The organism is Pseudarthrobacter sp. NKDBFgelt (assembly GCF_046097905.1).
GTDB lineage: Bacteria > Actinomycetota > Actinomycetes > Actinomycetales > Micrococcaceae > Arthrobacter > Arthrobacter polychromogenes.
Map to the genome: position 1 here is coordinate 16,373 of NZ_JBJURL010000005.1, position 20,757 is coordinate 37,129.

The 20,757-nt window shown below is 66.2% G+C and carries 19 protein-coding genes and 4 pseudogenes; 11 read left to right on the forward strand and 12 right to left on the reverse strand.

What is annotated here, in order from left to right:
• Position 1 precedes the first annotated feature (1 nt).
• The 4 genes from ACKAE7_RS02255 to ACKAE7_RS02270 all read left to right on the forward strand — a co-directional run bounded on the left by ACKAE7_RS02255 (position 2) and on the right by ACKAE7_RS02270 (position 2,334).
• The gene (locus tag ACKAE7_RS02255; protein ID WP_104187199.1) at positions 2 to 469 is read left to right on the forward strand and encodes a pyridoxamine 5'-phosphate oxidase family protein; all 468 of its coding nucleotides are present in this window, start codon (positions 2 to 4) and stop codon (positions 467 to 469) included.
• Positions 470 to 614: 145 nt separating this feature from the next.
• Positions 615 to 1,007 (forward strand): hypothetical protein, encoded by a 393-nt coding sequence (locus ACKAE7_RS02260; protein ID WP_408978408.1) that lies wholly within the window; start codon positions 615 to 617, stop codon positions 1,005 to 1,007.
• A gap of 71 nt (positions 1,008 to 1,078) precedes the next feature.
• Positions 1,079 to 1,684 (forward strand): RNA polymerase sigma factor, encoded by a 606-nt coding sequence (locus ACKAE7_RS02265; RefSeq protein ID WP_188808931.1) that lies wholly within the window; start codon positions 1,079 to 1,081, stop codon positions 1,682 to 1,684.
• Complete coding sequence (locus tag ACKAE7_RS02270) at positions 1,681 to 2,334, forward strand: hypothetical protein (RefSeq protein ID WP_408978409.1); 654 nt, start codon at positions 1,681 to 1,683, stop codon at positions 2,332 to 2,334. The genes ACKAE7_RS02265 and ACKAE7_RS02270 overlap by 4 nt, the downstream gene beginning before the upstream one ends.
• A 60-nt stretch (positions 2,335 to 2,394) precedes the next feature.
• On the opposite strand, the gene ACKAE7_RS02275 is transcribed toward ACKAE7_RS02270, so the two are convergent.
• The 3 genes and pseudogenes from ACKAE7_RS02275 to ACKAE7_RS02285 all read right to left on the reverse strand — a co-directional run bounded on the left by ACKAE7_RS02275 (position 2,395) and on the right by ACKAE7_RS02285 (position 5,785).
• On the reverse strand, positions 2,395 to 3,246 hold the full coding sequence (locus ACKAE7_RS02275) for a transglutaminase domain-containing protein (RefSeq protein ID WP_408978410.1): 852 nt from the start codon (positions 3,244 to 3,246) through the stop codon (positions 2,395 to 2,397).
• Positions 3,243 to 4,168, reverse strand: a pseudogene (locus tag ACKAE7_RS02280) (alpha-E domain-containing protein). Before ACKAE7_RS02280 ends, ACKAE7_RS02275 begins: the two are co-directional and overlap by 4 nt.
• 60 nt (positions 4,169 to 4,228) lie before the next feature.
• Complete coding sequence (locus ACKAE7_RS02285; RefSeq protein ID WP_066275748.1) at positions 4,229 to 5,785, reverse strand: circularly permuted type 2 ATP-grasp protein; 1,557 nt, start codon at positions 5,783 to 5,785, stop codon at positions 4,229 to 4,231.
• A gap of 114 nt (positions 5,786 to 5,899) precedes the next feature.
• Between ACKAE7_RS02285 and ACKAE7_RS02290 the strand changes: the two genes are divergently transcribed.
• Complete coding sequence (locus ACKAE7_RS02290; protein WP_408978411.1) at positions 5,900 to 6,955, forward strand: YeiH family protein; 1,056 nt, start codon at positions 5,900 to 5,902, stop codon at positions 6,953 to 6,955.
• A gap of 20 nt (positions 6,956 to 6,975) precedes the next feature.
• A complete protein-coding gene (pepN, locus tag ACKAE7_RS02295; protein WP_408978412.1) occupies positions 6,976 to 9,612 on the forward strand; it encodes an aminopeptidase N in 2,637 nt (878 codons plus the stop codon).
• Between the two features lie 48 nt (positions 9,613 to 9,660).
• Here pepN and ACKAE7_RS02300 read toward each other — a convergent pair whose 3' ends face one another.
• From ACKAE7_RS02300 to ACKAE7_RS02325, 6 genes and pseudogenes are all read right to left on the reverse strand, one after another.
• Positions 9,661 to 10,752, reverse strand: coding sequence for a biotin/lipoate A/B protein ligase family protein (locus tag ACKAE7_RS02300; protein ID WP_408978413.1), 1,092 nt, complete (start codon positions 10,750 to 10,752; stop codon positions 9,661 to 9,663).
• A gap of 112 nt (positions 10,753 to 10,864) precedes the next feature.
• Positions 10,865 to 11,122, reverse strand: a complete 258-nt coding sequence (locus ACKAE7_RS02305; protein WP_066275740.1) for a type B 50S ribosomal protein L31 — start codon at positions 11,120 to 11,122, stop codon at positions 10,865 to 10,867.
• Positions 11,123 to 11,273: 151 nt separating this feature from the next.
• Positions 11,274 to 12,083, reverse strand: coding sequence for a TrmH family RNA methyltransferase (locus tag ACKAE7_RS02310; protein WP_408978414.1), 810 nt, complete (start codon positions 12,081 to 12,083; stop codon positions 11,274 to 11,276).
• A gap of 7 nt (positions 12,084 to 12,090) precedes the next feature.
• A complete protein-coding gene (locus ACKAE7_RS02315; RefSeq protein WP_188729751.1) occupies positions 12,091 to 12,876 on the reverse strand; it encodes a sulfite exporter TauE/SafE family protein in 786 nt (261 codons plus the stop codon).
• Between the two features lie 18 nt (positions 12,877 to 12,894).
• A pseudogene (locus ACKAE7_RS02320) lies at positions 12,895 to 13,482 on the reverse strand (ABC transporter ATP-binding protein); the annotation flags it as partial.
• Positions 13,457 to 14,053: pseudogene (locus tag ACKAE7_RS02325) on the reverse strand (M24 family metallopeptidase); the annotation flags it as partial. The pseudogenes ACKAE7_RS02325 and ACKAE7_RS02320, both read right to left, overlap by 26 nt.
• Before the next feature lie 101 nt (positions 14,054 to 14,154).
• Between ACKAE7_RS02325 and serB the strand changes: the two are divergent.
• Positions 14,155 to 15,048 carry a phosphoserine phosphatase SerB gene (gene serB / locus ACKAE7_RS02330; RefSeq protein ID WP_408978415.1) on the forward strand — a complete coding sequence of 298 codons (894 nt, stop codon included), beginning with the start codon at positions 14,155 to 14,157 and terminating at the stop codon, positions 15,046 to 15,048.
• A gap of 88 nt (positions 15,049 to 15,136) precedes the next feature.
• On the opposite strand, the gene ACKAE7_RS02335 is transcribed toward serB, so the two are convergent.
• Together ACKAE7_RS02335 and ACKAE7_RS02340 are read right to left on the reverse strand one after the other, a co-directional pair.
• Complete coding sequence (locus ACKAE7_RS02335; protein ID WP_188808939.1) at positions 15,137 to 15,889, reverse strand: SDR family oxidoreductase; 753 nt, start codon at positions 15,887 to 15,889, stop codon at positions 15,137 to 15,139.
• Between the two features lie 127 nt (positions 15,890 to 16,016).
• Positions 16,017 to 16,742, reverse strand: coding sequence for a beta-ketoacyl-ACP reductase (locus ACKAE7_RS02340; protein ID WP_188808940.1), 726 nt, complete (start codon positions 16,740 to 16,742; stop codon positions 16,017 to 16,019).
• Positions 16,743 to 16,896: 154 nt separating this feature from the next.
• On the opposite strand from ACKAE7_RS02340, the gene ACKAE7_RS02345 reads away from it, so the two are divergent.
• From ACKAE7_RS02345 to ACKAE7_RS02360, 4 genes and pseudogenes are all read left to right on the forward strand, one after another.
• The gene (locus ACKAE7_RS02345) at positions 16,897 to 17,331 is read left to right on the forward strand and encodes a DUF3099 domain-containing protein (RefSeq protein WP_190611718.1); all 435 of its coding nucleotides are present in this window, start codon (positions 16,897 to 16,899) and stop codon (positions 17,329 to 17,331) included.
• A complete protein-coding gene (locus ACKAE7_RS02350) occupies positions 17,328 to 17,597 on the forward strand; it encodes a hypothetical protein (protein WP_191034510.1) in 270 nt (89 codons plus the stop codon). The genes ACKAE7_RS02345 and ACKAE7_RS02350 overlap by 4 nt, the downstream gene beginning before the upstream one ends.
• Positions 17,598 to 18,473, forward strand: coding sequence for an SURF1 family protein (locus ACKAE7_RS02355; protein WP_408978416.1), 876 nt, complete (start codon positions 17,598 to 17,600; stop codon positions 18,471 to 18,473).
• Positions 18,474 to 18,766: 293 nt separating this feature from the next.
• Positions 18,767 to 18,973, forward strand: a pseudogene (locus ACKAE7_RS02360) (YbaK/EbsC family protein); the annotation flags it as partial.
• Between the two features lie 129 nt (positions 18,974 to 19,102).
• On the opposite strand, the gene ACKAE7_RS02365 reads toward ACKAE7_RS02360, so the two are convergent.
• On the reverse strand, positions 19,103 to 20,701 hold the full coding sequence (locus ACKAE7_RS02365; RefSeq protein ID WP_188729765.1) for an ABC-F family ATP-binding cassette domain-containing protein: 1,599 nt from the start codon (positions 20,699 to 20,701) through the stop codon (positions 19,103 to 19,105).
• Positions 20,702 to 20,757: the final 56 nt, after the last annotated feature.

Genomic DNA, 20,757 nt, shown 5'->3' on the forward strand with positions numbered 1-20,757 from the left:
CATGAGCGGCGAACCGATATCTGAAGTGCAGAATCTTGAACACCACGAGTGCTGGGCCATGCTCCGGAACGTGTCCGTCGGCAGGCTGGCCGTCCTGGTCTCGGGCCGGCCGGATATTTTCCCCATCAATTACACGGTGGACGGCGGCACCCTCGTGTTCCGCACGAGCGAAGGAACCAAGCTCTCCGGAGCCTCGGAAGACGCTGCGGTGGCCGTGGAAGCAGACGGAGTGGATCCTGACACCGGACTGGCCTGGAGCGTGGTGGTGAAGGGGACGGCCGCCGTCGTCACCGGCACCGAACAGGTCCTGGAGACAACGCAGCTCTTCCTCTTCCCGTGGCAGGCAGGCAAGAAGGACGTGTTCGTCCGCATCACCCCGGACACCATCACGGGCCGCCGCTTCAGGGTGACGGAACCCATGACCTGGTGGACCCAGCTCAGCGGCGCCATCAAGACTGCCCAGGAGTAGAACCGCCCCACTGCCCCGGCCGGCATTCCTATCGGGCGAGCCGCTAATCGATCTGAGCGGTACGCGGGGATGGCCTGACCGTCTGGCGTGTGAGTGGGGCGACGTAGGCTGGGGTAACGGCGGCAATTCTGAATGGGGACCAGATATGAACCGACTCACTGCGGGCTCAGCCGCAGCTATCCTTGTGCTCTTCCTGGCGTCATGCTCTACTTCTGACGCCACGGCCCCGCCGGAAGATGGCGGAACGTACGAGTCGATAGACGACTTGCAGGAAGCTGTGGAATCCGCCGGCCTGGTATGCCGGGAGCTGGTGCTGGACACCCCTCCTTCCAAGTTCTCTGCCTCCTCCGCAAGCTGCAGCGAGTTCACCTACCTTGCGATCTACACCGACGACTTGCATCTGGAGGCGCAGCTGGATTTCTGGAGGCCGGCTGGGCAACGCGCGGTCAACGTCGGCAAGAACTGGACCGTGGTCAGCGAGGATCCGCAGCTCATCCAGAAGAATTTGCGCGGCTCGGTCCTCCATACAGGGTCCTAGCGACGGTCCTATGGCAACAGCCCAGAGAATGTGACAGGGAACTTTTTGCGGACTCCCGGACACTATGAGGTATGGAACAACTTGGGGGAACAGATGCGGAACTGTGGGACAGGTGTATTCAGGGCGAGGCAGAAGCACTGGGCGGACTGTTTGACCGTTATGCAGATGCCGTATTCCGGTACTGCCTGAGCCGGACCGGGTCCTGGCAGGATGCCGAAGACCTCGTCTCCATCACGTTCCTTGAGGCCTGGCGGCAGCGCAGCCGGCTGGTCCTGGAACGGGACTCGCTCCTTCCCTGGCTGCTCGGCGTAGCCACCAACTCAGCACGCAACCGTGCCCGCTCCGTGCGCCGCCACGAGCAGTTCCTGAGGCGGTTGCCGCACGCTGCTGTGGAGGCCGATCCTTCGTCTGCAATCGCGGCCCGCGTGGATGCGGAAAATTTGGTGAAGGACCTGCTTGACGGCGCTACGAACCTTACCGGCGGCGAACGGGATGCGCTGTTGCTGTGTGCAGTTAACGGCTGCTCGTACGTGGAGGCAGCGGAGGCTCTCCAGGTACGCGTTGGAACAATCCGATCCCGCGTGAACCGGGCGAAGAAGAAGTTGCGGGCCGCCGCTGCGGTCTCACCTTTGCTCCGGCTGGAGCAGAACAACCCTGTGGAATCGAGGCAGTCATGAAATTTTCAGACATCCAGTATCCTGCGGAAACCCGCCAGGTTGCGCGGGACGCGGTGGTCCGTGAAGCGGCGGCCCAACCGCGCCGCAGTCCGTGGTGGCGCAGGCCGGTAGCGTTGTCCCTGGCCGGCCTGGCGTTGGCAGGCTCGACGGCGGCCGTAGCTTACGTGGCCTTCGCACCGGTTGAGGACAAACGCGACATCCGGTGCTACTACCGCGCGGACCTGACCACCACCTACCCTTCCCCCCATTCCCCCGGAGACAGGATGCAGCCCTATCTCCTTGCCGGGGCCATGGACGAGGGGTTCGACTACGACGCCGGAGCCCGGCAGGGTGACTCCCAGGCAGGAAAACAGCAGATTGCGGACCCTGTGGGCCTTTGCGCCTTCAATTGGGACCAGGGACTGATGAACCCGGGGGGAATCACTGACGACCTTATTCCGCCGGGCTACAAGGAACCCGCCCCGGCTCCCGCCCCGACAGGAACCGTAACGGATGATCAAGGCAACCCCGCCACGGCTTTCCCCAACACCTTCGGTCCCGGGCACTTCGTCCCGGACCTGAGGGCCTGCGTCGTGGACAACACAGTTGCAGTGATACCGGGGCCCGCCGATGTCTGCTCCCGGCTGGGCATCCCCGTTCTGGAAAGCTAGGAACTCTCCAGAAGTCCTGGGCAAGGGCCCGCCGGGGGCGCGGCTCCACGGGACAGCCGGTCAGGCGAGCTGGGTGATCTCCACGCTGACGCTCAGCGCGGAACCGCCACCACCGGACAGGATGCCCTTCAGCGGCGGCACATCACGGTAGTCCCGCCCCCGGGCCACAGTGACGTGGAAGTCGCCGGCGGGCTTGTGGTTGGTGGGGTCCCAGCTGCGCCAGTCACCGTCCCAGAATTCCAGCCACGCATGCGACTGCCCCGCCACTGTCTCGCCGATGCCGGCAGTGGACCGCGGGTGCAGGTAGCCGGACACGTAGCGTGCCGGAATCCCACAGCTGCGCAGCGCACCGATCGCCAGGTGCGCCAGGTCCTGGCAGACACCCTGGCGCTGGCCCCACGCCTCTTCAGCGTTGGTGGTGACCGCGGTTGAACCGGACATGTAGGTCATCTCCCCGCGCATCCACTCAAACACGGCCATGGCTGCCTCATGCGGGTTCTTCCCTGCCACCACGCCGGGAATGATGCCCAGGACTTCGTCTCCCGGGCCGCTGAGCCTTGACTGCGGGAGCCAGTCGCTGAACGTGTTGAGGGTTTCCGGTGACGCTAGGACGTCCCAGCCGGCAATATCCGCCTCGGCCGGGATCTTCTCGGCGCGGTGGACTTCCACCGTGATGTTGGAAATCACTTCGAGGTGGTCGTGCGGCATCTGCATGTCGAACGCCGTGACCCGGGTGCCCCAGTAGTCGCGGTAGGTGCTGACGGCGGCCTGCGACGGCGAAACCTTGACCACCGATTCCAGCACCACCTGCTGGGAATCGGTGAGCGGGGTCATCCGTGCCTCGTTGTAGGACAGGGTGACCCGCTTGTTGTACTTGTAGGCCGTCTTGTGGACGATGCTCAGCCGGGTCATGAAACTTCTCCCACCCAGGCCAGTTCATCCGCCTGATTGAAGTACTTACGGGAAATAGCGTCCGACGCCTGCGCTACGGCTTTCTGCACGCGTTCCATGTGCTCCGGGAGCTCGGACATCAGGTCATCCGTCCGGTGAACTCAAGGAAGGTCCGCGCCTGGCCCACGATCCGCCGTGCGTCGTTGATGAAGCCGACCCGCTGGGCGGAGGGATCCAGCTTGGCCAGGCACTCGTCTGCGTCCCTCAGGGCATAGACGATGGACCTCGGGAAGAGCCGGTCCAGCAGCAGGAACTCGGCGGCGTGCTGGTCGCCGAAGGCGGCACGGCGGGTACGCAGGAAGGACTCGTACGCCCCGGCGCAGCGGAGCATGTTGACCCAGGACATCCCGGCGGACAGCACGTCCCGGGTGGAGAGCATGCGGGCGGTCATGTCCGCGCGTTCCAGGGACCGGCCCAGCACCAGGAAGAGCCAGCTTTCGTCATGGCTGACGGTGGTGTCCGCCAGGCCACTGACCATGGCGGTCCGTTCCAGCGTCCAGTTGCAGAACCGGTAGGTCCCCACCACGTCCTTGCGGTGCTGGCTCAGCCCGTAGTAGGTGGTGTTCAGGCTTTCCCACAGGCCCGAGGAGACAGTTTCCCGGGCGCGCCGGGCGTTCTCCCGCGCGGCCCCCAGGGACCCTGCGATGGAGGTGGCGCTGGTCTTGTCATAGGCCAGGGCGTGGAGAAGCTCGGGCAGGCCGAAGTCCTCGCTCTGCGGGCGTGCGCCCATGACGGCCAGGAGTTCCTGGGCCACGCTCTTGCGCTCGTCCATGGGCAGGTGGTTGAGCCGTTCGAGGTGGACGTCAAGGATGCGGGCAGTGCCGTCCGCACGCTCCACATAACGGCCGATCCAGAATAGGGACTCGGCAATACGGCTAAGCATTCGCGGCTACCTCCTGCGGGCCCGAAACTGGGAAAGGAAACTGCCAGGTCACGGCCCGGCTCACTGCTGCTGCTCCGACTGGCGGTCCCGCCAGTTGCTCTCAACCGGCCATACCGAGACGCGTTCACGGACGGAGATGGACGGCCGGGGCACGGTTTCCACCGGCACCTGCGGCGAGTCGGCCAAAACCCAGGTGTCCTTGGACCCGCCGCCCTGGCTGGAATTCACGATCAGCGACCCCTCTTTGAGCGCTACGCGCGTCAGCCCGCCCGGGAGCACCCAGACGTTGTCGCCGTCGTTCACGGCGAAGGGCCGCAGATCCACGTGGCGGGGGCCGAACTTGTCGCCGCTCAACGTGGGGACCGTGGAGAGCTGCAGCACCGGCTGGGCAATCCAGCCGCGGGGGTCGGCGATGACCCGCTGGCGGAGGGCATCGAGTTCGTCCCTGGACGCGTCCGGTCCGATGACCAGGCCCTTGCCGCCGGAGCCGTCCACCGGCTTGACCACCAGTTCGGCCAGGTTGTCCAGGGTGTATTCGCGGGCTTCCTTCTCCTCCAGGCGGTACGTGTCCACGTTGGCGATGATGGGTTCCTCGCTGAGGTAGTAGCGGATGAGGTCAGGGACGTAACTGTAGACCAGTTTGTCGTCCGCGACGCCGTTGCCCACGGCGTTGGCGATGGTCACGCCGCCTGCCCGGGCGGCGTTGACGAGGCCCGGGCAACCGAGCATGGAATCCGAGCGGAACTGCAGCGGGTCCAGGAAATCGTCGTCGATCCGCTTGTAGATCACGTCCACGCGCTGTTCGCCGGCCGTGGTGCGCATGTAGACGCGGTTTCCGCGGCAGATGAGGTCGCGGCCTTCCACGAGTTCCACGCCCATGAGGCCCGCGAGGAGGGTGTGCTCGAAGTAGGCGCTGTTGAACACGCCGGGGGTGAGGACCACCACGGTGGGATCGTCGACGCCGGAGGGTGCGGTCTTGCGCAGGGCGGAGAGCAGGCGGCGGGGGTACTCCTCGACCGGCCGGATGAGCTGCTGGCCGAACGCCTCAGGCAGGCCCTTGGCCATGGCCCGGCGGTTCTCCAGGACGTAGCTCACGCCGGAGGGAACCCGGACATTGTCCTCAAGCACGCGGAAGGTCCCGGCGGCGTCGCGGACAACGTCGATGCCGGAAATGTGGACACGGACGCCGCCTGCCGGTTCGAACCCGTGGACCTGCCGGTGGAAGTGCGCGCTGGTGGTGACCAGCTGCCGGGGGATCACGCCGTCGGCCACGACGGTCATCTTGTCGTACACGTCGTTGAGGAAGGCTTCCAGCGCGCGGACGCGCTGGGCCACGCCGCGCTCCAGCACGTCCCACTCCCCCGCCGGAATGACCCGGGGAACGATGTCCAGCGGGAAGGGGCGTTCCTCCCCCGCAAAGTCGAAGGTCACACCGCGGTCCAGGAAGGTACGCGCCATGGAATCTGCGCGGGCGCTCACATCGGCAAGGGAGAGCTTCCGGAGGGCGTCCGCCACCTGCCCGTACGAGTCCCGGGCCTGTTGCCCGGGAGCGAACATCTCGTCGTAGGCTCCGGACCGGCCGGCGGCCACGGAGTAATCCTGGAATAGGTCTGACATGTCCAATAGCCAACCATCTTTTTGTTTCGAATTCATTACTGCCATCCATTCTGGCGTGTTGGCGCCGGATGCCCTGGTTCGTGCATTGCGCCTCTTTTCCGGCACAGTAGGTGAGTGCCAGTCCGCAGATCCGTCAGCAAGCCCGGTCCGGACCTGCCCGGGCGGCCCGGGAGGCTTCTCCCTGGCCTGGCCACAGCGGCCGTCGCCCTGGCCGCCGCGTTCCTGGTTCACCGGCTGGTTCCCGCTCTTCCCGCAATGACGCTGGCAGTGGTGCTGGGAGTGCTGGCCGCCAACCTTCCCGTGTCCGGGGTGTGGACAGCCGGCAGGGCGCGGCCGGGGCTGGACTTCGCGGGCAAGCATCTCATGCGCGGCGGCATCGTGCTGCTGGGCCTGAAAGTCAGCATCATGGACGTGCTGGGCCTGGGCTGGCTGGCACTGGTCCTGATCGTCGCCGTGGTGGCGGCAAGTTTTGGCGGCACCTACCTGATCTCCCGGCTGTTCCGGCTGCCGCCGGTGACCTCGCTGCTGGTGGCCACCGGCTTCTCGATCTGCGGCGCCTCCGCCATCGGCGCCATGGCCGCCGTCCGCCGCATCCGGCACGTGGACACCGTCCTTCCGGTGGCGCTCGTGACGCTTTGCGGGACCCTTGCCATCGGCGTCCTGCCCCTGCTGGTCCATCCCCTGCAGCTCAGCGCGCCCGTGTTCGGCGCCTGGACGGGCGCCTCAGTGCACGATGTGGGCCAGGTGGTGGCCACGGCGCAAACCGCGGGGACAGCGGCACTGGGCATCGCCGTCGTCGTTAAGCTCACCCGGGTACTCCTGCTGGCGCCGGTGGCGGCACTGGCCGGTGCGCACCACCGGTTCGCGCCACGGGCGGAGAACCCTGCGGACCGCGACAACGCGAAACTGCCGCCGGTGGTGCCGCTGTTCGTCCTGGGCTTCGTGGCGATGGTGGGCCTCCGCTCCACCGGCTGGCTCTCTGAAGGCTGGCTCGATGCGGGGGCGGCGTTGCAGGACATCCTGCTGGGCGCCGCGCTCTTCGGCCTGGGGTCCGCCGTCCGGATCCGGACGCTCCTGCACACGGGCGGGCGTGCGCTGTTGGCGGCACTGGCGTCGTGGTTCCTGATCGCCGTCCTGGGGCTGGCGGCGGCCCTGCTGATCGCCGGATAACCACGTGATTAGATAGCTGGGTGTCACATGAGAATCTGCAGCGCGATGAAGCCGCCCACCGTTCAGCCCTGATCAGCACCACCGGTTGCGACGTCTCCCTGGACGTGCGGCAGGCGGCGGATCCGGACGTGGCGGGCTATCCCACCTGCAGCATCATTACCTTCACTGCCACCAAGCCGGGCGCATCGACGTTCCTGGACTTCATCGGCGAGGTCCACAGTGTGTTCCTCAACGGCCGCGAGCTCCGCGTGGAGGACGTGGCCGATGGTGCCAGGATCAGGCTGGACAACCTGCAGTCCGAAAACCAGGTGACGGTCACGGGCACCGCCCTGTACAGCCGCTCCGGCGAAGGCATGCACCGCTTCTTTGATCCGGCGGACGGCCAGTGCTACCTCTACACGCAGTACGAGCCCGCCGACGCGCGCCGGGTGTTCGCCAATTTCGAACAGCCCGACCTCAAGGCCCCGTACACCTTCCACGTAACGGCACCGGCCGGCTGGCAGGTCGCCTCCAACGGTGCGGAAGCTGCCCGCACCATCCTCACCAGCGATCCGTCTGCCGCCCGCTGGGACTTCGCCGCCACGGAACGCATGTCCACCTACATCACCACGGTGCTGGCCGGGCCGTACTTCAAGGCCGAGGACCGCTGGCAGGCAACGCTCGACGACGGCACCTCCCTGGACGTGCCGCTCGCCCTGTACTGCCGGGCCTCGATGGCGGACTCCTTTGACACTAGCGAGCTGTTCCGACTCACCAGGAACGGCCTGGACTTCTTCAACCGGCTCTTCGACTACCCCTACCCCTGGGGCAAATACGACCAGGCCTTCGTTCCCGAATACAACCTTGGTGCCATGGAGAACCCCGGCCTGGTGACGTTCACCGAGAGCTACGTGTTCACCTCGCGCGCCACGGACGCCCAGTACCAGGGGCGCGCCAATACCCTGATGCACGAGATGGCGCACATGTGGTTCGGGGACCTCGTGACCATGCAGTGGTGGGATGACCTGTGGCTCAAGGAATCCTTCGCCGACTACATGGGCACCCTGGGCGTGGACCGCGCCACGGACTGGGACACCGCCTGGGTGAACTTCGCCAACAAACGCAAGGCCTGGGCGTACGTCCAGGACCAGCTGCCCACCACCCACCCGATCGTTGCGGACATCCCGGACCTTGAAGCCGCCAAGCAGAACTTTGACGGCATCACCTACGCCAAGGGCGCCTCGGTGCTGAAGCAGCTGGTGGCCTACGCCGGGTTCGAGGCCTTTATCAGCGGCTCCCGCGCCTACTTCCGCAAGCACGCGTACGGCAACACAACGCTTGATGACCTGCTGGCCGCATTGAGTGCCTCCTCCGGGCGGGACCTGGCCGGCTGGGCGCAGCAATGGCTGCAGACCTCGGGCATCTCCACGCTGTCCCTGGAGATTGCGCCGGGCGCGGACGACGGCGGCCTGCTGGGCCGGGTGGCGATCGTCCAGGACGCCCTGGACCCGGTCACCGGACGCGAGGAGCTGCGGCCGCACCGGCTGCGTGTGGGTTCCTACAATTTCGACGGCGGCGGGGCACTGGTGCGCACCGACAGTTTCGAGACGGACGTGACGGGGGCCCGGACGGAACTCCCCCAGCTCGCCGGCAAGCCCCGGCCCGCGCTCCTGCTGGTCAACGATGACGACCTCACCTACGCCAAGGTGCGGCTGGACCCGGCGTCGGAGGCAACCGTCCGTTCGTCCCTTGACCGGATCGAGGACCCCATGGCCCGGGCGCTGTGCTGGACGGCGCTCTGGAACTCGGCCCGGGACGGGGAAAGCCCGGCGGCGCGGTACGTCGAAGCCGTGGCTGCGTTTGGTCCGGCCGAAACAGGAATCGGCGTCCTGCTGAACATCCTCGACAACGCAGGCACCGCCGTCGAACGCTACACGCCGGCCGGCGAACGTGGTGCCCTGCGCTCCACGTTCCTGGCAGCCGCAGCGGCGGAACTGGACAGGGCCGCACCCGGCTCCGACCAGCAGCTGGCCTGGGCACGTACCCTCGCCAGCGCCAGCCGGCACGATGATTCCATGCTGCCGCGGCTGCGCGGACTCCTTGACGGTACAGCACCCGTGGCGGGCCTGGCCGTGGATGCCGAGCTGCGCTGGCACCTCTGGCATGCCCTGGCAGCCAACGGCCAGGCGGCGGTGGCGGAACTGGACGCCGAACTCGCCCGTGACATCACGGCGTCCGGACGCGCCGGCCATGCCACAGCCCTCGCCGCCCGCCCGGACCCGGAGGCCAAGGCGGCAGCGTGGAAAGCGGCAGTGGACGGGAACGAGCTCTCCAACCAGCTGCTCAGCGCCACCATCAGCGGATTCATGACGGCGCCCGCGGATGTCCTGGAGCCGTACGCGGAACCCTATTTCGGGTGCCTGCGCAGCGTCTGGGAGGAACGCAGCATCGAGATCGCCAGCCGGATTGTCCGGGGCCTCTACCCATTGGCCCAGGACCTGGCCGAGGGCACCGACCCGGCAGCGCACCCCGCCATCCGGCGCACGGACGAATGGCTGGCCGCCAACGCAGACGCGCCCCGCGCCCTGCAGCGCATCATTGTGGAGCAGCGCAGCCACCTGCTGCGGGCACTCACGGCGCAGGCCGCCGTCGTCAATTCACCATCGGCTGCTCCGTAACTGTCGTTTTCGCCGGTGAAAACGACAGTTACGGAGCAGTGGATGGGCTCAGGGGACGCGGTGGAGCCACTCGGCCGTGCCGAACTTTGTGCCGACGCGCTCCTTTGCGGTGGCCAACTCGCCCTCCGTCAGCTGTGAGGGCGTGGCGCCGTAACGGTCTGTGAAGACCTCCGTCATAGCGGCGATGATGGCGGTGCGTGCCAGTCCGGTCTGGCGCCGGAGCGGGTCCACCCGCTTCTTGGCGCTACGGGTCCCCTTGTCCGAGAGCTTTTCCTTGCCGATCCGCAGCACGTCGACCATCTTGTCGGCGTCGATGTCGTAGCTCATGGTCACGTGGTGCAGCATGCCGCCGTTGGCGAGCCGCTTCTGCGCGGCCCCGCCGATCTTGCCCTGGTCCGTTGCAATGTCGTTCAGGGGCACGTAGAAGGCGTTGATGCCAAGCTTTTCCAGTGCTGCCATGACCCACGCGTCCAGGAAGGTATAGGAGTCCGCGAAACTGAGTCCGTCAACGAGGGTCTGCGGCAGGTACAGCGAGTACGTGATGCAGTTGCCGGCCTCCATGAACATCGCTCCCCCGCCGCTGATTCGCCGGACAACCTTGATCCCGTGCTTCGCCACACCGCCGGGGTCAACCTCGTTGCGGTAGGACTGGAAGCTGCCAATCACCGTGGACGGTTCCTGCCAGTCCCAAAACCGGAGGGTGGGGTGGCGGCGGCCGGCGCCGACCTCCTCGGTGAGAACCTCGTCCAGGGCCACGTTCATTTCGGTGGGCAGGACAGTGGGTGCGATGAGGTTCCAGTGGTGGTCCGCCCAGGAGGTCGCCTTCGCCAGGGCACGGCGGACGGCGACGGCGACGGCGTCCGCGGAGAAGCCGAACAGGGCGGCGCCGGCCGGCAGCGAAGAGGAGACGACGGCGGCAAGCTCGGCCGCCGTCGTGGTGTCCGGCAGTCCCGTGAGCCCCCGGTTGATGTCCAGGAGGGCCTCGTCCGGTTCCAGGAAGAAATCGCCGCTGAGGCTGACGTTGGCGAGGCGGCCGTCAATAACATCCAGGTCCACCACCACAAGCTTGCCGCCGGGCACTTTGTATTCACCGTGGCGGCGGGAGGCGGAGTGGCTTGCTGAAGAGGGTGTGGCGGTCATGCCATCCATCCTGCCCCAGAATTGCCGGATGCCAGTAACAGGCGGCCGGGACGCAGAAAGCCCGCACCGTTTACCGGTGCGGGCTTTCCCAAAAGAACTTTGCGGAAGTGTGTTACTTCTTGCCGCCGAAGCCCTTGAAGCGAGCGTTGAAGCGCTCGACGCGGCCTGCGGAGTCCATGATGCGCTGCTTGCCCGTGTAGAACGGGTGCGACTCGGAGGAGATTTCGACATCGATGACCGGGTAGGTGTTGCCGTCTTCCCACTCGATGGTCTTCGAGGAGGAAACCGTGGACTTGGTCAGGAACTTCGTGCCGGAAGCCAGGTCGTTGAAAACAACAGCTTCGTACTTCGGGTGGATATCAGACTTCATAATTGGACCTTTGTTCGCACAACTGGATTTTGCCAGCTGCCAGGTATGAATGGGATGGCGCCAGCATCGCCCGGGGGCGCACTACAGCCAGCTATCAATAATAGCGGAGAACGCGGGTGCCCGCGAACCAATGTCCTGGCTGACGATACCCCTAATCCCGGGGGCGCAGCTCCCAGAAGGCAACAGCTGACGCGGCCGCGACATTCAGGGAATCCACGCCGTTTCGCATGGGAATTTTCACGGCGATGTCGACGGCGGCGAGTGTCCCGGCGCTCATGCCGGCGCCCTCGGTGCCAAGCACCAGGGCAAGCTTCGCCGGATTCCGGGCGGCGACTGCGTCCACATCCTGCGCGTCGTCCGTGAGCTCCAGCGCCGCTACGGTGAAGCCGTGGTCCTTGAGCAGGTGAAGGTCCTCCGGCCAGCTGGCGAGCCGGGCCCACGGCACCTGGAACACCGTGCCCATGCTCACGCGGACGCTCCGCCGGTAGAGGGGGTCCCCGCAGCGGGGCGACACGAGGACGGCATCGATGTCCAGCGCGGCGGCCGACCGGAAGATGGCGCCCACGTTGGTGTGGTCCACGATGTCCTCGAGGACAGCCACCCTGCGTGCCCCGGCCAGCAGTTCCGGCAGCGGGACGGGCGCCGGGCGCTGCATGGCAGCCATGGCTCCGCGGTGGAGGTGGAAGCCGGTGATGTCCTCCAGCAGGGCCGCGCTGCCGATGAAGGCCGGGACCTGCGGATAGGCATCCAGGACGTCCCGGAGGTCCTCGAGCCACTTCTCCGCCAGGAAGAACGAGCGCGGCTGGTGTCCTGCTGCCAGGGCACGCCGCAGCACCCGGGATGACTCAGCGATATACATGCCCTCGGCGGGTTCGCGCAGCTTGCGCAGGTGCACGTCCGTGAGCTGCGTGTAGTCGGAGACCCGGGGGTCCGCTGCGGATTCAAGAAAGTGGATTGTCACCGGTTGATTATTTCAGCAGATTAGCGATCATGAATCCCAGCGCCACCAGGCCCAGGACAAGGATCACTGCGCGCAGCACCGTGGGTGAGAGCCGGCGGCCCACCTTGGCGCCGAGAAGTCCGCCGATGCTCGAGCTGACGGCGATCAGCAGGACCACAAGCCAGTTGATCCGGTCGAAGGCGAAGAGCACATAGGACACGGCGGCCACAAGGTTCACTCCCAGTACCAGGATGTTCTTCATGGCGTTGGCGTTCTGGATGGTGCCGGTGAGGAAGATACCCAGGATGCCCACCAGCAGGATCCCCTGGGCGGCCACGAAGTAGCCGCCGTACACCCCTGCCAGGTACACCAGCACCACCAGCAGGACTCCGTGCCGCTTGTCGCGCACAGCGTGCTCCGGATTCTCCTCACGGGACCGGACCCAGGCCTGCAGACGGGGCTGGAACACCACCATCAGGAGCGCAAGGACAATAAGGACGGGGGCGACGTAGTGGAAGACCTCCTCCGGCAGGTGCAGGAGCAGCCACGCACCGGAGATGCCGCCGAGGAGGGATGCCGGCAGGAGCCGCATCAGCTGGCGGCCGCGCCCCTTCAGTTCACGCCGGTAGCCGAACGCTCCGGCTGCCGTGCCGAAGACCAGGCCCATGGCGTTGCTCATGGAGGCCACCACCGGGGCGACCCCCAGGGCGATCAGGACGGGGAATGTCACCAGGGTGCCGGAACCCACCACGGCGTTGATGGTGCCGGCCCAGAGGCCGGCGATGGCCACAAAGATGCTGCTGAGAAGATCCAAGGTGCTGCGCTGCCGCTGTTAGCGGCGGGCGACGGCGGTGTACCGGCCGGCGTTGACGCTCATGTCCAGGTCCAGCCCGAAGGTCTTGCTGAGGTTCTCTGCGGTCAGGACGTCCGTGATGGGGCCTGCGGCAACCACTCCGCCGTCGCGCAGCAGCATGGCGTGGGTGAATCCCGGCGGGACTTCCTCAAGGTGGTGGGTGACCAGCACCATGGCCGGTGCGTCCTCATCCTGTGCCAGCTCTCCCAGCTTGTGGACGAGTTCCTCGCGGCCGCCAAGGTCCAGGCCCGCCGCCGGTTCGTCGAGGAGCAACAGCTCGGGATCGGTCATCAGGGCTCGGGCGATCTGGACACGCTTGCGCTCACCCTCGGAAAGAGTGGCAAAAGTCCTGTTGAGGAGCGGGCCCATTCCCCAGTCGTTGAGCAGGCGGAAAGCCCGCCGCTCGTCGTCGCGCTCGTATCCCTCCCGCCAGCGGCCGGTGACTCCGTAGGCGGCGGTGACCACCACGTTGAGGACGTTTTCCTGTTCCGGGATCTGGGTGGCCAGCGCGGCGGAGGACAGGCCGATGCGCGGGCGGAGCTCGAAGACGTCGGTGCGGCCCAGGGTGGGTGTTCGGAATGTGGGGGTCCTGGTGCATGGTGCTCCCAACGCCGTGTCCGCCGAACTGGGTGTTGACCTTGAAATGCGCGGCTTCGAGCACCGAGCCGATGGCGTGGGAGATATCCCCGATGCGCGCTCCGGGCTGTGCCGCACCGATGCCCGCCTTCAGTGCCCTCTCGGTGGTTTCGATCATGCGGGTGTCCTCGGGCCTAGCGGAATCCCCCACGACGAAGCTGATGGCGGAGTCCGTCACCCACCCATTGACGCTGGCTGCGAAGTCCAGGGTCAGCAGGTCCCCGTCCTTGAGGACGTAGTCATAAGGGAGCCCGTGCAGCACGGCATCGTTGACGGACGTGCAGATGACCTTTCCGAAAGGCCCGCGGCCGAACGAGGGAGCGTAATCCACATAGCAGGAGCGGGCTCCCGCTGCCCGGATCATGGCAGCGGCCCAGTCGTTGATCTCCAGGAGATTCGTTCCAGGTCCGGTTCGCTCCCTCAGTGCCTGCAGGGTGCCGGCCACGAACTGGCCTGAGGGGCGCGCTTGGTCAATCTCCCGCGGCGTGAGCAGTTCAATCAATGGTTCCTCCAGGTATGAGCGTAATATTATCCGCTTGCCACCTTCCAGCAGCCGTGAAATGAATTCAAGGGACCCCTCCCCCGCTGGCTAAGATGGCAGGCATGACTTCGAACGTGACTGCGGTCAGCTATGGCCTGAATGTGTCTCCAACCGGGCTGGAGCAGCTCCGTTCCATCCTCACCGCACAGGGCGCCGCCGTGCTGTCTGAGGCCTCCTCCGGCGACGGCCGGTACCAGGTCCACGCAGCCGAGCTCCAGCTTCCGGACGCCACCGCCGCCGGGCTCGCCGCACTGCGCCACGCCGTTGCCGAAACCCCCATCGCCGGATTCGACACGGCGCTTGTCCCGGCCGGCCTCAGGTCGGCAGAACGCAAGCTGCTGATCATGGACGTGGACTCCACCCTGATCCAGCAGGAGGTCATCGAGCTTCTGGCTGCCTACGCCGGGAAGCGGGAAGAAGTGGCGGCCGTTACCGAGGCCGCCATGCGTGGCGAGCTGGATTTCACCCAAAGCCTCCACGCACGCGTGGCGGTGCTCGCAGGTCTGCCTGCCGCCGTCGTCGATTCCGTCCGCAACGAAGTGAAGCTGAGCCTGGGCGCCGCCGACCTCGTGGCCGCCTTCAGGGCGGCAGGGCACGTGGTAGCGGTGGTGTCCGGCGGGTTCAACCAGATCCTGGAGCCGATCGCCGCCGAACTGGGCCTTGACTACTGGCAGGCAAATGAACTGGAGATCGTCGACGGCGAGCTGACCGGCAGGGTGCTGGGCGCTGTGGTGGACAGGGCAGCCAAGGAAAAGTACCTGCGTGAGTGGGCAGCCGCCGAGGGCATCGCCCTTGAGCACACGGTGGCAGTGGGCGACGGAGCCAACGACCTGGACATGCTCGGGGCGGCCGGCATCGGCGTGGCGTTCAACGCCAAACCCGCCGTGCGGGCCGTGGCAGACGCCGCCGTCAACATGCCGTACCTCGACGCAGTCCGGCATGTGGCTGGCGTCTGACGGCGGTTCCTAAAGGCCCTTAACAGCGGGAAGGCACGTCGCGTGAGGACGTGCCTTCCCGCTGTTAAGCGTGGGCCTAGCTCGTGGCCTAGTTCGTGCCCTTGCCGAAGTAGTCTGCACCGCCGGCGTATTCAGTGTGGCCGGACTCGACGTCGGCGGTGACCATACCGGCCACAACCTCGGCAAATTCCTCCACGGAGTACAGCTTGCCGGCTTCAGCGCGGCGGGCCTCGATGGCGCCCGGCGTGGAGCGGTCAAGCAGCGTGGCCGTGACGGTGCCCTCGATCATGTCGCCGGAGACCACCACCAGGGTGATGCCCTTCTCCGCCAGGTTGGGGATGAGTTCGCGCAGGGCGTCCTCGCCGGCACGCTTACTGCGGGCCACCGGCTCATAGGCCTCCATAGTGGGCACGGTGTTGATGAAGTGGGCCTGGTGGCTGGTCACGAAGACCACCCGCGAGCCTTCCTTCATCAGCGGCACGGCAGCGTTGAGCATGTTGACCTGGGCGTCGCGGTTCAGCTTCAGCGCGTAGTCCTCGCCCATCCCGGTTTCCATGCCGCCGGAGGCGTTCAGCACCAGGATGTCCAGGGATCCGAAGTTCTCCATGGCGGCGGAGGCCAGCGCCTGCACACCTTCCTGGGTGGTGAGGTCCGCGCCGACGGCCACTGCACGTCCGCCGTCGGCTTCGATCCCCTGCACAACCTTGTTGGCGCGCGGTGCCTTCTGGCGGTAGTTCACCACGACGGCGGCGCCTTCGCGGGCAAGGTTCTTCGCTACCTCCGCGCCGATTCCGCGCGAGGATCCGGTCACGATGGCAGTCTTGTTATCCAGCAGTCCCATGCGGGCTCCTTTTGTCTGAAACGTCTAAATTGCTGATGGCCTGCAGTCCATCATGCCAGCGGCCCCGGCCAATTCCCTTGTGTGACCTGCACAAAGAAGCGCCTGGCTGCTAGTTTGCCGGCGCCGGTCAGTGCCCCATGCCCAGGCCGCCGTCAACAGGGATGACGGCTCCGGAAATGTAGGCGGCCTCGTCGCTGGAGATCCAGCGGACCACGTTGGCAACCTCGCTGGCCTCGGCGAAACGGCCTGCCGGGATGCTGGAAAGGTAGTCCTTCTGCGTGGCTTCAGGGAGTTCGGCGGTCATGTCCGTGTTGATGAAGCCGGGCGCCACGACGTTGGCGGTGATCCCGCGGGAACCAAGTTCACGGGTCAGGGAGCGGGCGATGCCCACCAGGCCGGCCTTTGACGCCGAGTAGTTGATCTGGCCCGGTGCCCCGTACAGGCCCGACACGGAGGAAATCAGGACAACGCGGCCCTTGCGGAGCCGGATCATGCCCTTGGAGGCGCGCTTGATGACCCGGAAAGCACCGGTGAGGTTGGTGTCGATGACGGATGTGAAGTCCTCTTCGCTCATGCGCAGGAGCAGCATGTCCTTGGTGATTCCGGCGTTGGCCACCAAAACTTCCACCGGTCCGTGGGCAGCTTCCACTTCCTTGAAGGCCGCGTCCACGGAAGCCTCGTCCGTGACGTCCGCCTTGACGCCGAGGATCCCCTCCGGCAGCTTCGTTTCGCTGCGGTAGGTCACGGCAACCTTGTCGCCGTTGGCCAGGAACGCCTCGGCGATGGCCAGGCCGATGCCGCGGTTGCCGCCGGTGATCAGGACGCTGCGGGGTGCGGTGGCTGCTTCAGTCATGTAGGAGGCTCCGGAATTCTGCGGCGCGCTGGGGCCGCTGTAGATGGGGGTGATTTGGCTGACTTCGATCTTAGCGCCCGGCCCGGCCCGGGTTTGGGCGCCACTGCCGATGGTGAGAGAATTGATGCAAGCCTTTGGAGCGTGATAAACCACCGTGACCCTTGAAAACCATGCGGGACAATCCGCGCCTGGAGAACCCGGCCGGTTCTCCGGCGATTCGGAAGTCCACAGCATCACGGATGCCGCTGGAGCCCACTCGGAGGACATGCGCCAGCGCATGATCAAGTACGCGTTGGCCATGGGAATCCGCATGGTGTGCCTGGTCCTAATTTTCGTGGTGGACGGCTGGTTCAAGATCATTCCGGTGGCCGGCGCGGTGTTCCTGCCCTGGATCGCCGTGATCATCGCGAACGGGAACGACAAAGCCGAGGGCCACAGCGACCTCCTGCTGGACTCGGCCCCGCTGGCTGAGCTGGAAAGCCCGCTGGCGCGGCCCGCAGGGGATGATCCCGGCAGTGAACTCCTGCAGGGCGAGCTGATTATTGACGACGACGAATCCCCGTCCGGGCAGGAAAGGAAGGCCTCGTGAGCATCTTCGACTTCGCCGCCGGCACCGATCCCGCAGTGGCGGAAGCCGGTGCCATCTGTTCCCGCAAGGCGTGCCGGGCGCAGGCTTCCTGGCAGCTCCTGTGGAACAACCCCAAGATCCATTCCCCGGAACGCCGCAAGACCTGGCTTGCCTGCGCCGACCACCGGGGATGGCTGGAGGACTACCTTCAGACACGGGGCCTCTGGAAGGAAACCCTGCCCCTCGACGACTCACGGGCGTCCGGCGGCCCTGGGCAGGTCAGCTGAATGTACCGTTTCCTCTTCTCCAGCAAGTGGCTGGGTTATCTGCTGCTGGCTGCCATCTTCGCCTCCGCCTGTGTATTCCTGGGCCGCTGGCAGATGGACCGTCGCGCAGAGACCCTGGCCGAAATCAACCGCGTGGTGACCAACTACTCGGCAACGCCCATCCCGTTCGCGGAGGCCAGGGAACAATTCAGCGAGCTGGACCCCGCCATGGAGTGGACGCAGGTGGAGCTCAGGGGCACGTACCTCACCGACGGCCAGCGCGTGGTCCGGAACCGTCCGCTCAATGGCCAGCCGGGCTACGAAGTGGTGGTCCCGTTCCGTCTTGACTCCGGTGAGACAGTGGTCATCGACCGGGGCTGGCTGCCCATCGGCAACAATAATCCAGGCGCCCCGGACTCGGTGCCGGAACCCCCTGCGGGTGACGTGACCGCCGTCGTGCGTTTGAAGCATCCTGAGCCCGAACTCCAGCGTGGTGCACCCGAAGGCCAGCTGGCTTCCATCGACCTTGCCGCCTACTCCGGCCAACTCGGGTACCCGCTCCTGACCGGGGCGTACGGCCAGCTCGCGTCGGAGACACCGCCTGCAGCGGAGATGCCGTTCCCGTTCCCGAAGCCTTCCACCGAGGAAGGCACACACCTTTCGTACTCGCTGCAGTGGTTCGCGTTCGGCGTGCTGATGTTCGTTGGTTTTGGCTACGCTGCCCGCCAGCAGGCACGCAACGCCGCCATTGACGCCGAGGACGACGACGGGACAGCAGAGGGCGCGCCCCGCCCGGCAGGCGGCGAGCACCGCCGTCGTCCGTCACCTCCCAGGAAGCGGAAGAAAGCGACCTCCGAAGAGGAGGAAGACGCCCTCCTGGATGCGCAGGGGTACTGAGGGTCCTTCCCTTTCGCGCCGTCGGTTGCGTCTGCGTCCATGGTTGCGTTCGCTCCGCATCGTGCCTGATTTCCCGCGTGCTGGCTCGTTCGCCCCACCGTCCCCCTAACCTCGCAAGCTCGGTCAGGGAACCCTGACAGCGTGGGCCCACGCCTTGCGCACGCTACATAAATCACCCACGCTGCTCCGCTCGTGGTCCCACATTCAACCAGGGCTGACAGCAGCCAAGCGAAGTGTCAGGCGCGGTCCCCGTCCGCACAAGCGGTTGGAAAAGAGAAGAGCCGCCGCGCCTCCCCGACTTCGTCCTGCAGCACACCGGCCAGGCGGTAGGCGGTGTGGCCCCGGTGGGTCTCCCGGAAAAAGTCAGGACGCTACTCGACACGAGCCTTCAGGAGCACGATCTCCTCTGGGCGGGAGCAGGCGACCACCACTCGATGTTCAGCATCACCTACCGGCAGCTCCAAAAAATAACCGAAGCCCTGGAACTGAAGGTGCGCTAATGCTCAAGCCTCATTGGGCACGAGCGCAGCGGTGTAGGTGATTTATGTAGCGTGCGTCAAAGGCGACGAAGGAGCCAGCACGCGGGAAATCGCCTGCGCCGCGTAGCGGAGCCAGCCGGAGTGAAAGGCTTAGGCCAGCGTAATCAGGTCCAGGTAGTCTTCGTTCCAGTGGTCCTCGACGCCGTCGGGCAGCAGGACTACGCGCTCGGGGTTGAGGGCCTCCACTGCCCCCTCGTCGTGGCTGACCAGGACGACGGCGCCGCTATAGTTCCTGAGTGCGCCCAGGATTTCTGCGCGGCTGGCAGGGTCCAGGTTGTTGGTGGGCTCGTCGAGGAGGAGGACGTTGGCGCTGGAGGCCACGATAGTGGCAAGGGCCAGGCGGGTCTTCTCACCGCCGGAGAGGACGCCGGCGGGCTTGTCGACATCGTCGCCTGAGAACAGGAACGAACCCAGGATGCCGCGGACTTCGGCGTCCTTCATGTCCGGGGCGGCGGAGCGCATGTTTTCCAGGACGGTCCGGTCCACGTCGAGGGTTTCGTGCTCCTGGGCGTAGTAGCCCACCTTCAGGCCATGGCCGGCAATGACGTCACCGGTGTCAGGCTGGTCCACGCCCGCGAGCATCCGCAGGAGGGTGGTTTTGCCGGCACCGTTGAGGCCCAGGATGACCACCTTGGAGCCGCGGTCGATGGCCAGGTCCACGTCCGTGAAGATCTCCAGCGAACCGTAGGACTTGCTGAGGCCCTCGGCGGTGAGCGGGGTCCTGCCGCACGGCGAGGGGTCCGGGAAGCGCAGTGCTGCCACGCGGTCGTTTTCCCGGACGGCCTCGAGTCCGCTGAGCAGCCTCTCGGCGCGCTTGGCCATATTCTGGGCGGCAACCGCCTTGGTGGCCTTGGCGCGCATCTTGTTGGCCTGGTCAAAGAGGACCTGGGCCTTCTTTTCGGCGTTGGCGCGTTCCCGCTTGCGGGCGCGCTCATCGGTTTCGCGCTGGGTGAGGTAGCGCTTCCAGTCCATGTTGTAGAAGTCGATCTGCGCACGGTTGGCGTCCAGCAGGAACACCTTGTTGACGGTGGCTTCGAGCAGTTCCGTGTCGTGGCTGATCACGATCAGGCCGCCCTGGTGGTTCTTGAGGAAGTCACGCAGCCAGGCGATGGAATCGGCGTCGAGGTGGTTGGTGGGCTCATCGAGAAGCATTGTCTCGGCGTCCGAATACAGGATGCGCGCCAGCTCCACGCGGCGCCGCTGGCCACCGGAAAGGGTCTTCAGCGGCTGGTTCAGCAGGCGGTCCGGCAGGGCGAGGTTGGAGCAGATTGCTGCTGCCTCGGCCTCGGCAGCATAGCCGCCGGCTGCCAGGAACTCGGATTCGAGCCGGTCGTAACGGTTCATCGCCTTGCGCTGTACCGCCGCGTCCTCGCTGGCCATTTCCTCGTGCGCCAGGCGCAGTTTTCCGACGGCGATGTCCAGGCCACGGACGGACAGGATTCGGTCCCGTGCGAGCTGCTCCATGTCCGGCGTCCGGGGATCCTGCGGCAGGTAGCCGATCTCGCCGGTACGGGTCACTTTCCCCGCGGCGGGGAGTCCTTCACCGGCGAGGACCCGGGTGAGGGTGGTCTTCCCGGCGCCGTTACGGCCCACCAGGCCGATCTTGTCCCCCTTGTCGATGCGGAAGCTCACCTGGTCCATCAGGAGCCGGGCGCCGGCACGCAGTTCAAGATCCTGGACAGTAATCACAGCAGGTAAGGCCTTTCACAACAGGGAACGCCGCAGCCCTCGCACGATGTTGGGAG

Bases quoted from the DNA above. Each gene is read 5' to 3' on its own strand.
- ACKAE7_RS02255 (WP_104187199.1), top strand. From the start codon at position 2: ATGAGCGGCGAACCGATATCTGAAGTGCAGAATCTTGAACACCACGAG.
- ACKAE7_RS02260 (WP_408978408.1), top strand. From the start codon at position 615: ATGAACCGACTCACTGCGGGCTCAGCCGCAGCTATCCTTGTGCTCTTC.
- ACKAE7_RS02265 (WP_188808931.1), top strand. From the start codon at position 1,079: ATGGAACAACTTGGGGGAACAGATGCGGAACTGTGGGACAGGTGTATT.
- ACKAE7_RS02270 (WP_408978409.1), top strand. From the start codon at position 1,681: ATGAAATTTTCAGACATCCAGTATCCTGCGGAAACCCGCCAGGTTGCG.
- ACKAE7_RS02275 (WP_408978410.1), bottom strand. From the start codon at position 3,246: ATGACCCGGCTGAGCATCGTCCACAAGACGGCCTACAAGTACAACAAG.
- ACKAE7_RS02285 (WP_066275748.1), bottom strand. From the start codon at position 5,785: ATGTCAGACCTATTCCAGGATTACTCCGTGGCCGCCGGCCGGTCCGGA.
- ACKAE7_RS02300 (WP_408978413.1), bottom strand. From the start codon at position 10,752: ATGACCGCCACACCCTCTTCAGCAAGCCACTCCGCCTCCCGCCGCCAC.
- ACKAE7_RS02305 (WP_066275740.1), bottom strand. From the start codon at position 11,122: ATGAAGTCTGATATCCACCCGAAGTACGAAGCTGTTGTTTTCAACGAC.
- serB (WP_408978415.1), top strand. From the start codon at position 14,155: ATGACTTCGAACGTGACTGCGGTCAGCTATGGCCTGAATGTGTCTCCA.
- ACKAE7_RS02335 (WP_188808939.1), bottom strand. From the start codon at position 15,889: ATGGGACTGCTGGATAACAAGACTGCCATCGTGACCGGATCCTCGCGC.
- ACKAE7_RS02340 (WP_188808940.1), bottom strand. From the start codon at position 16,742: ATGACTGAAGCAGCCACCGCACCCCGCAGCGTCCTGATCACCGGCGGC.
- ACKAE7_RS02355 (WP_408978416.1), top strand. From the start codon at position 17,598: ATGTACCGTTTCCTCTTCTCCAGCAAGTGGCTGGGTTATCTGCTGCTG.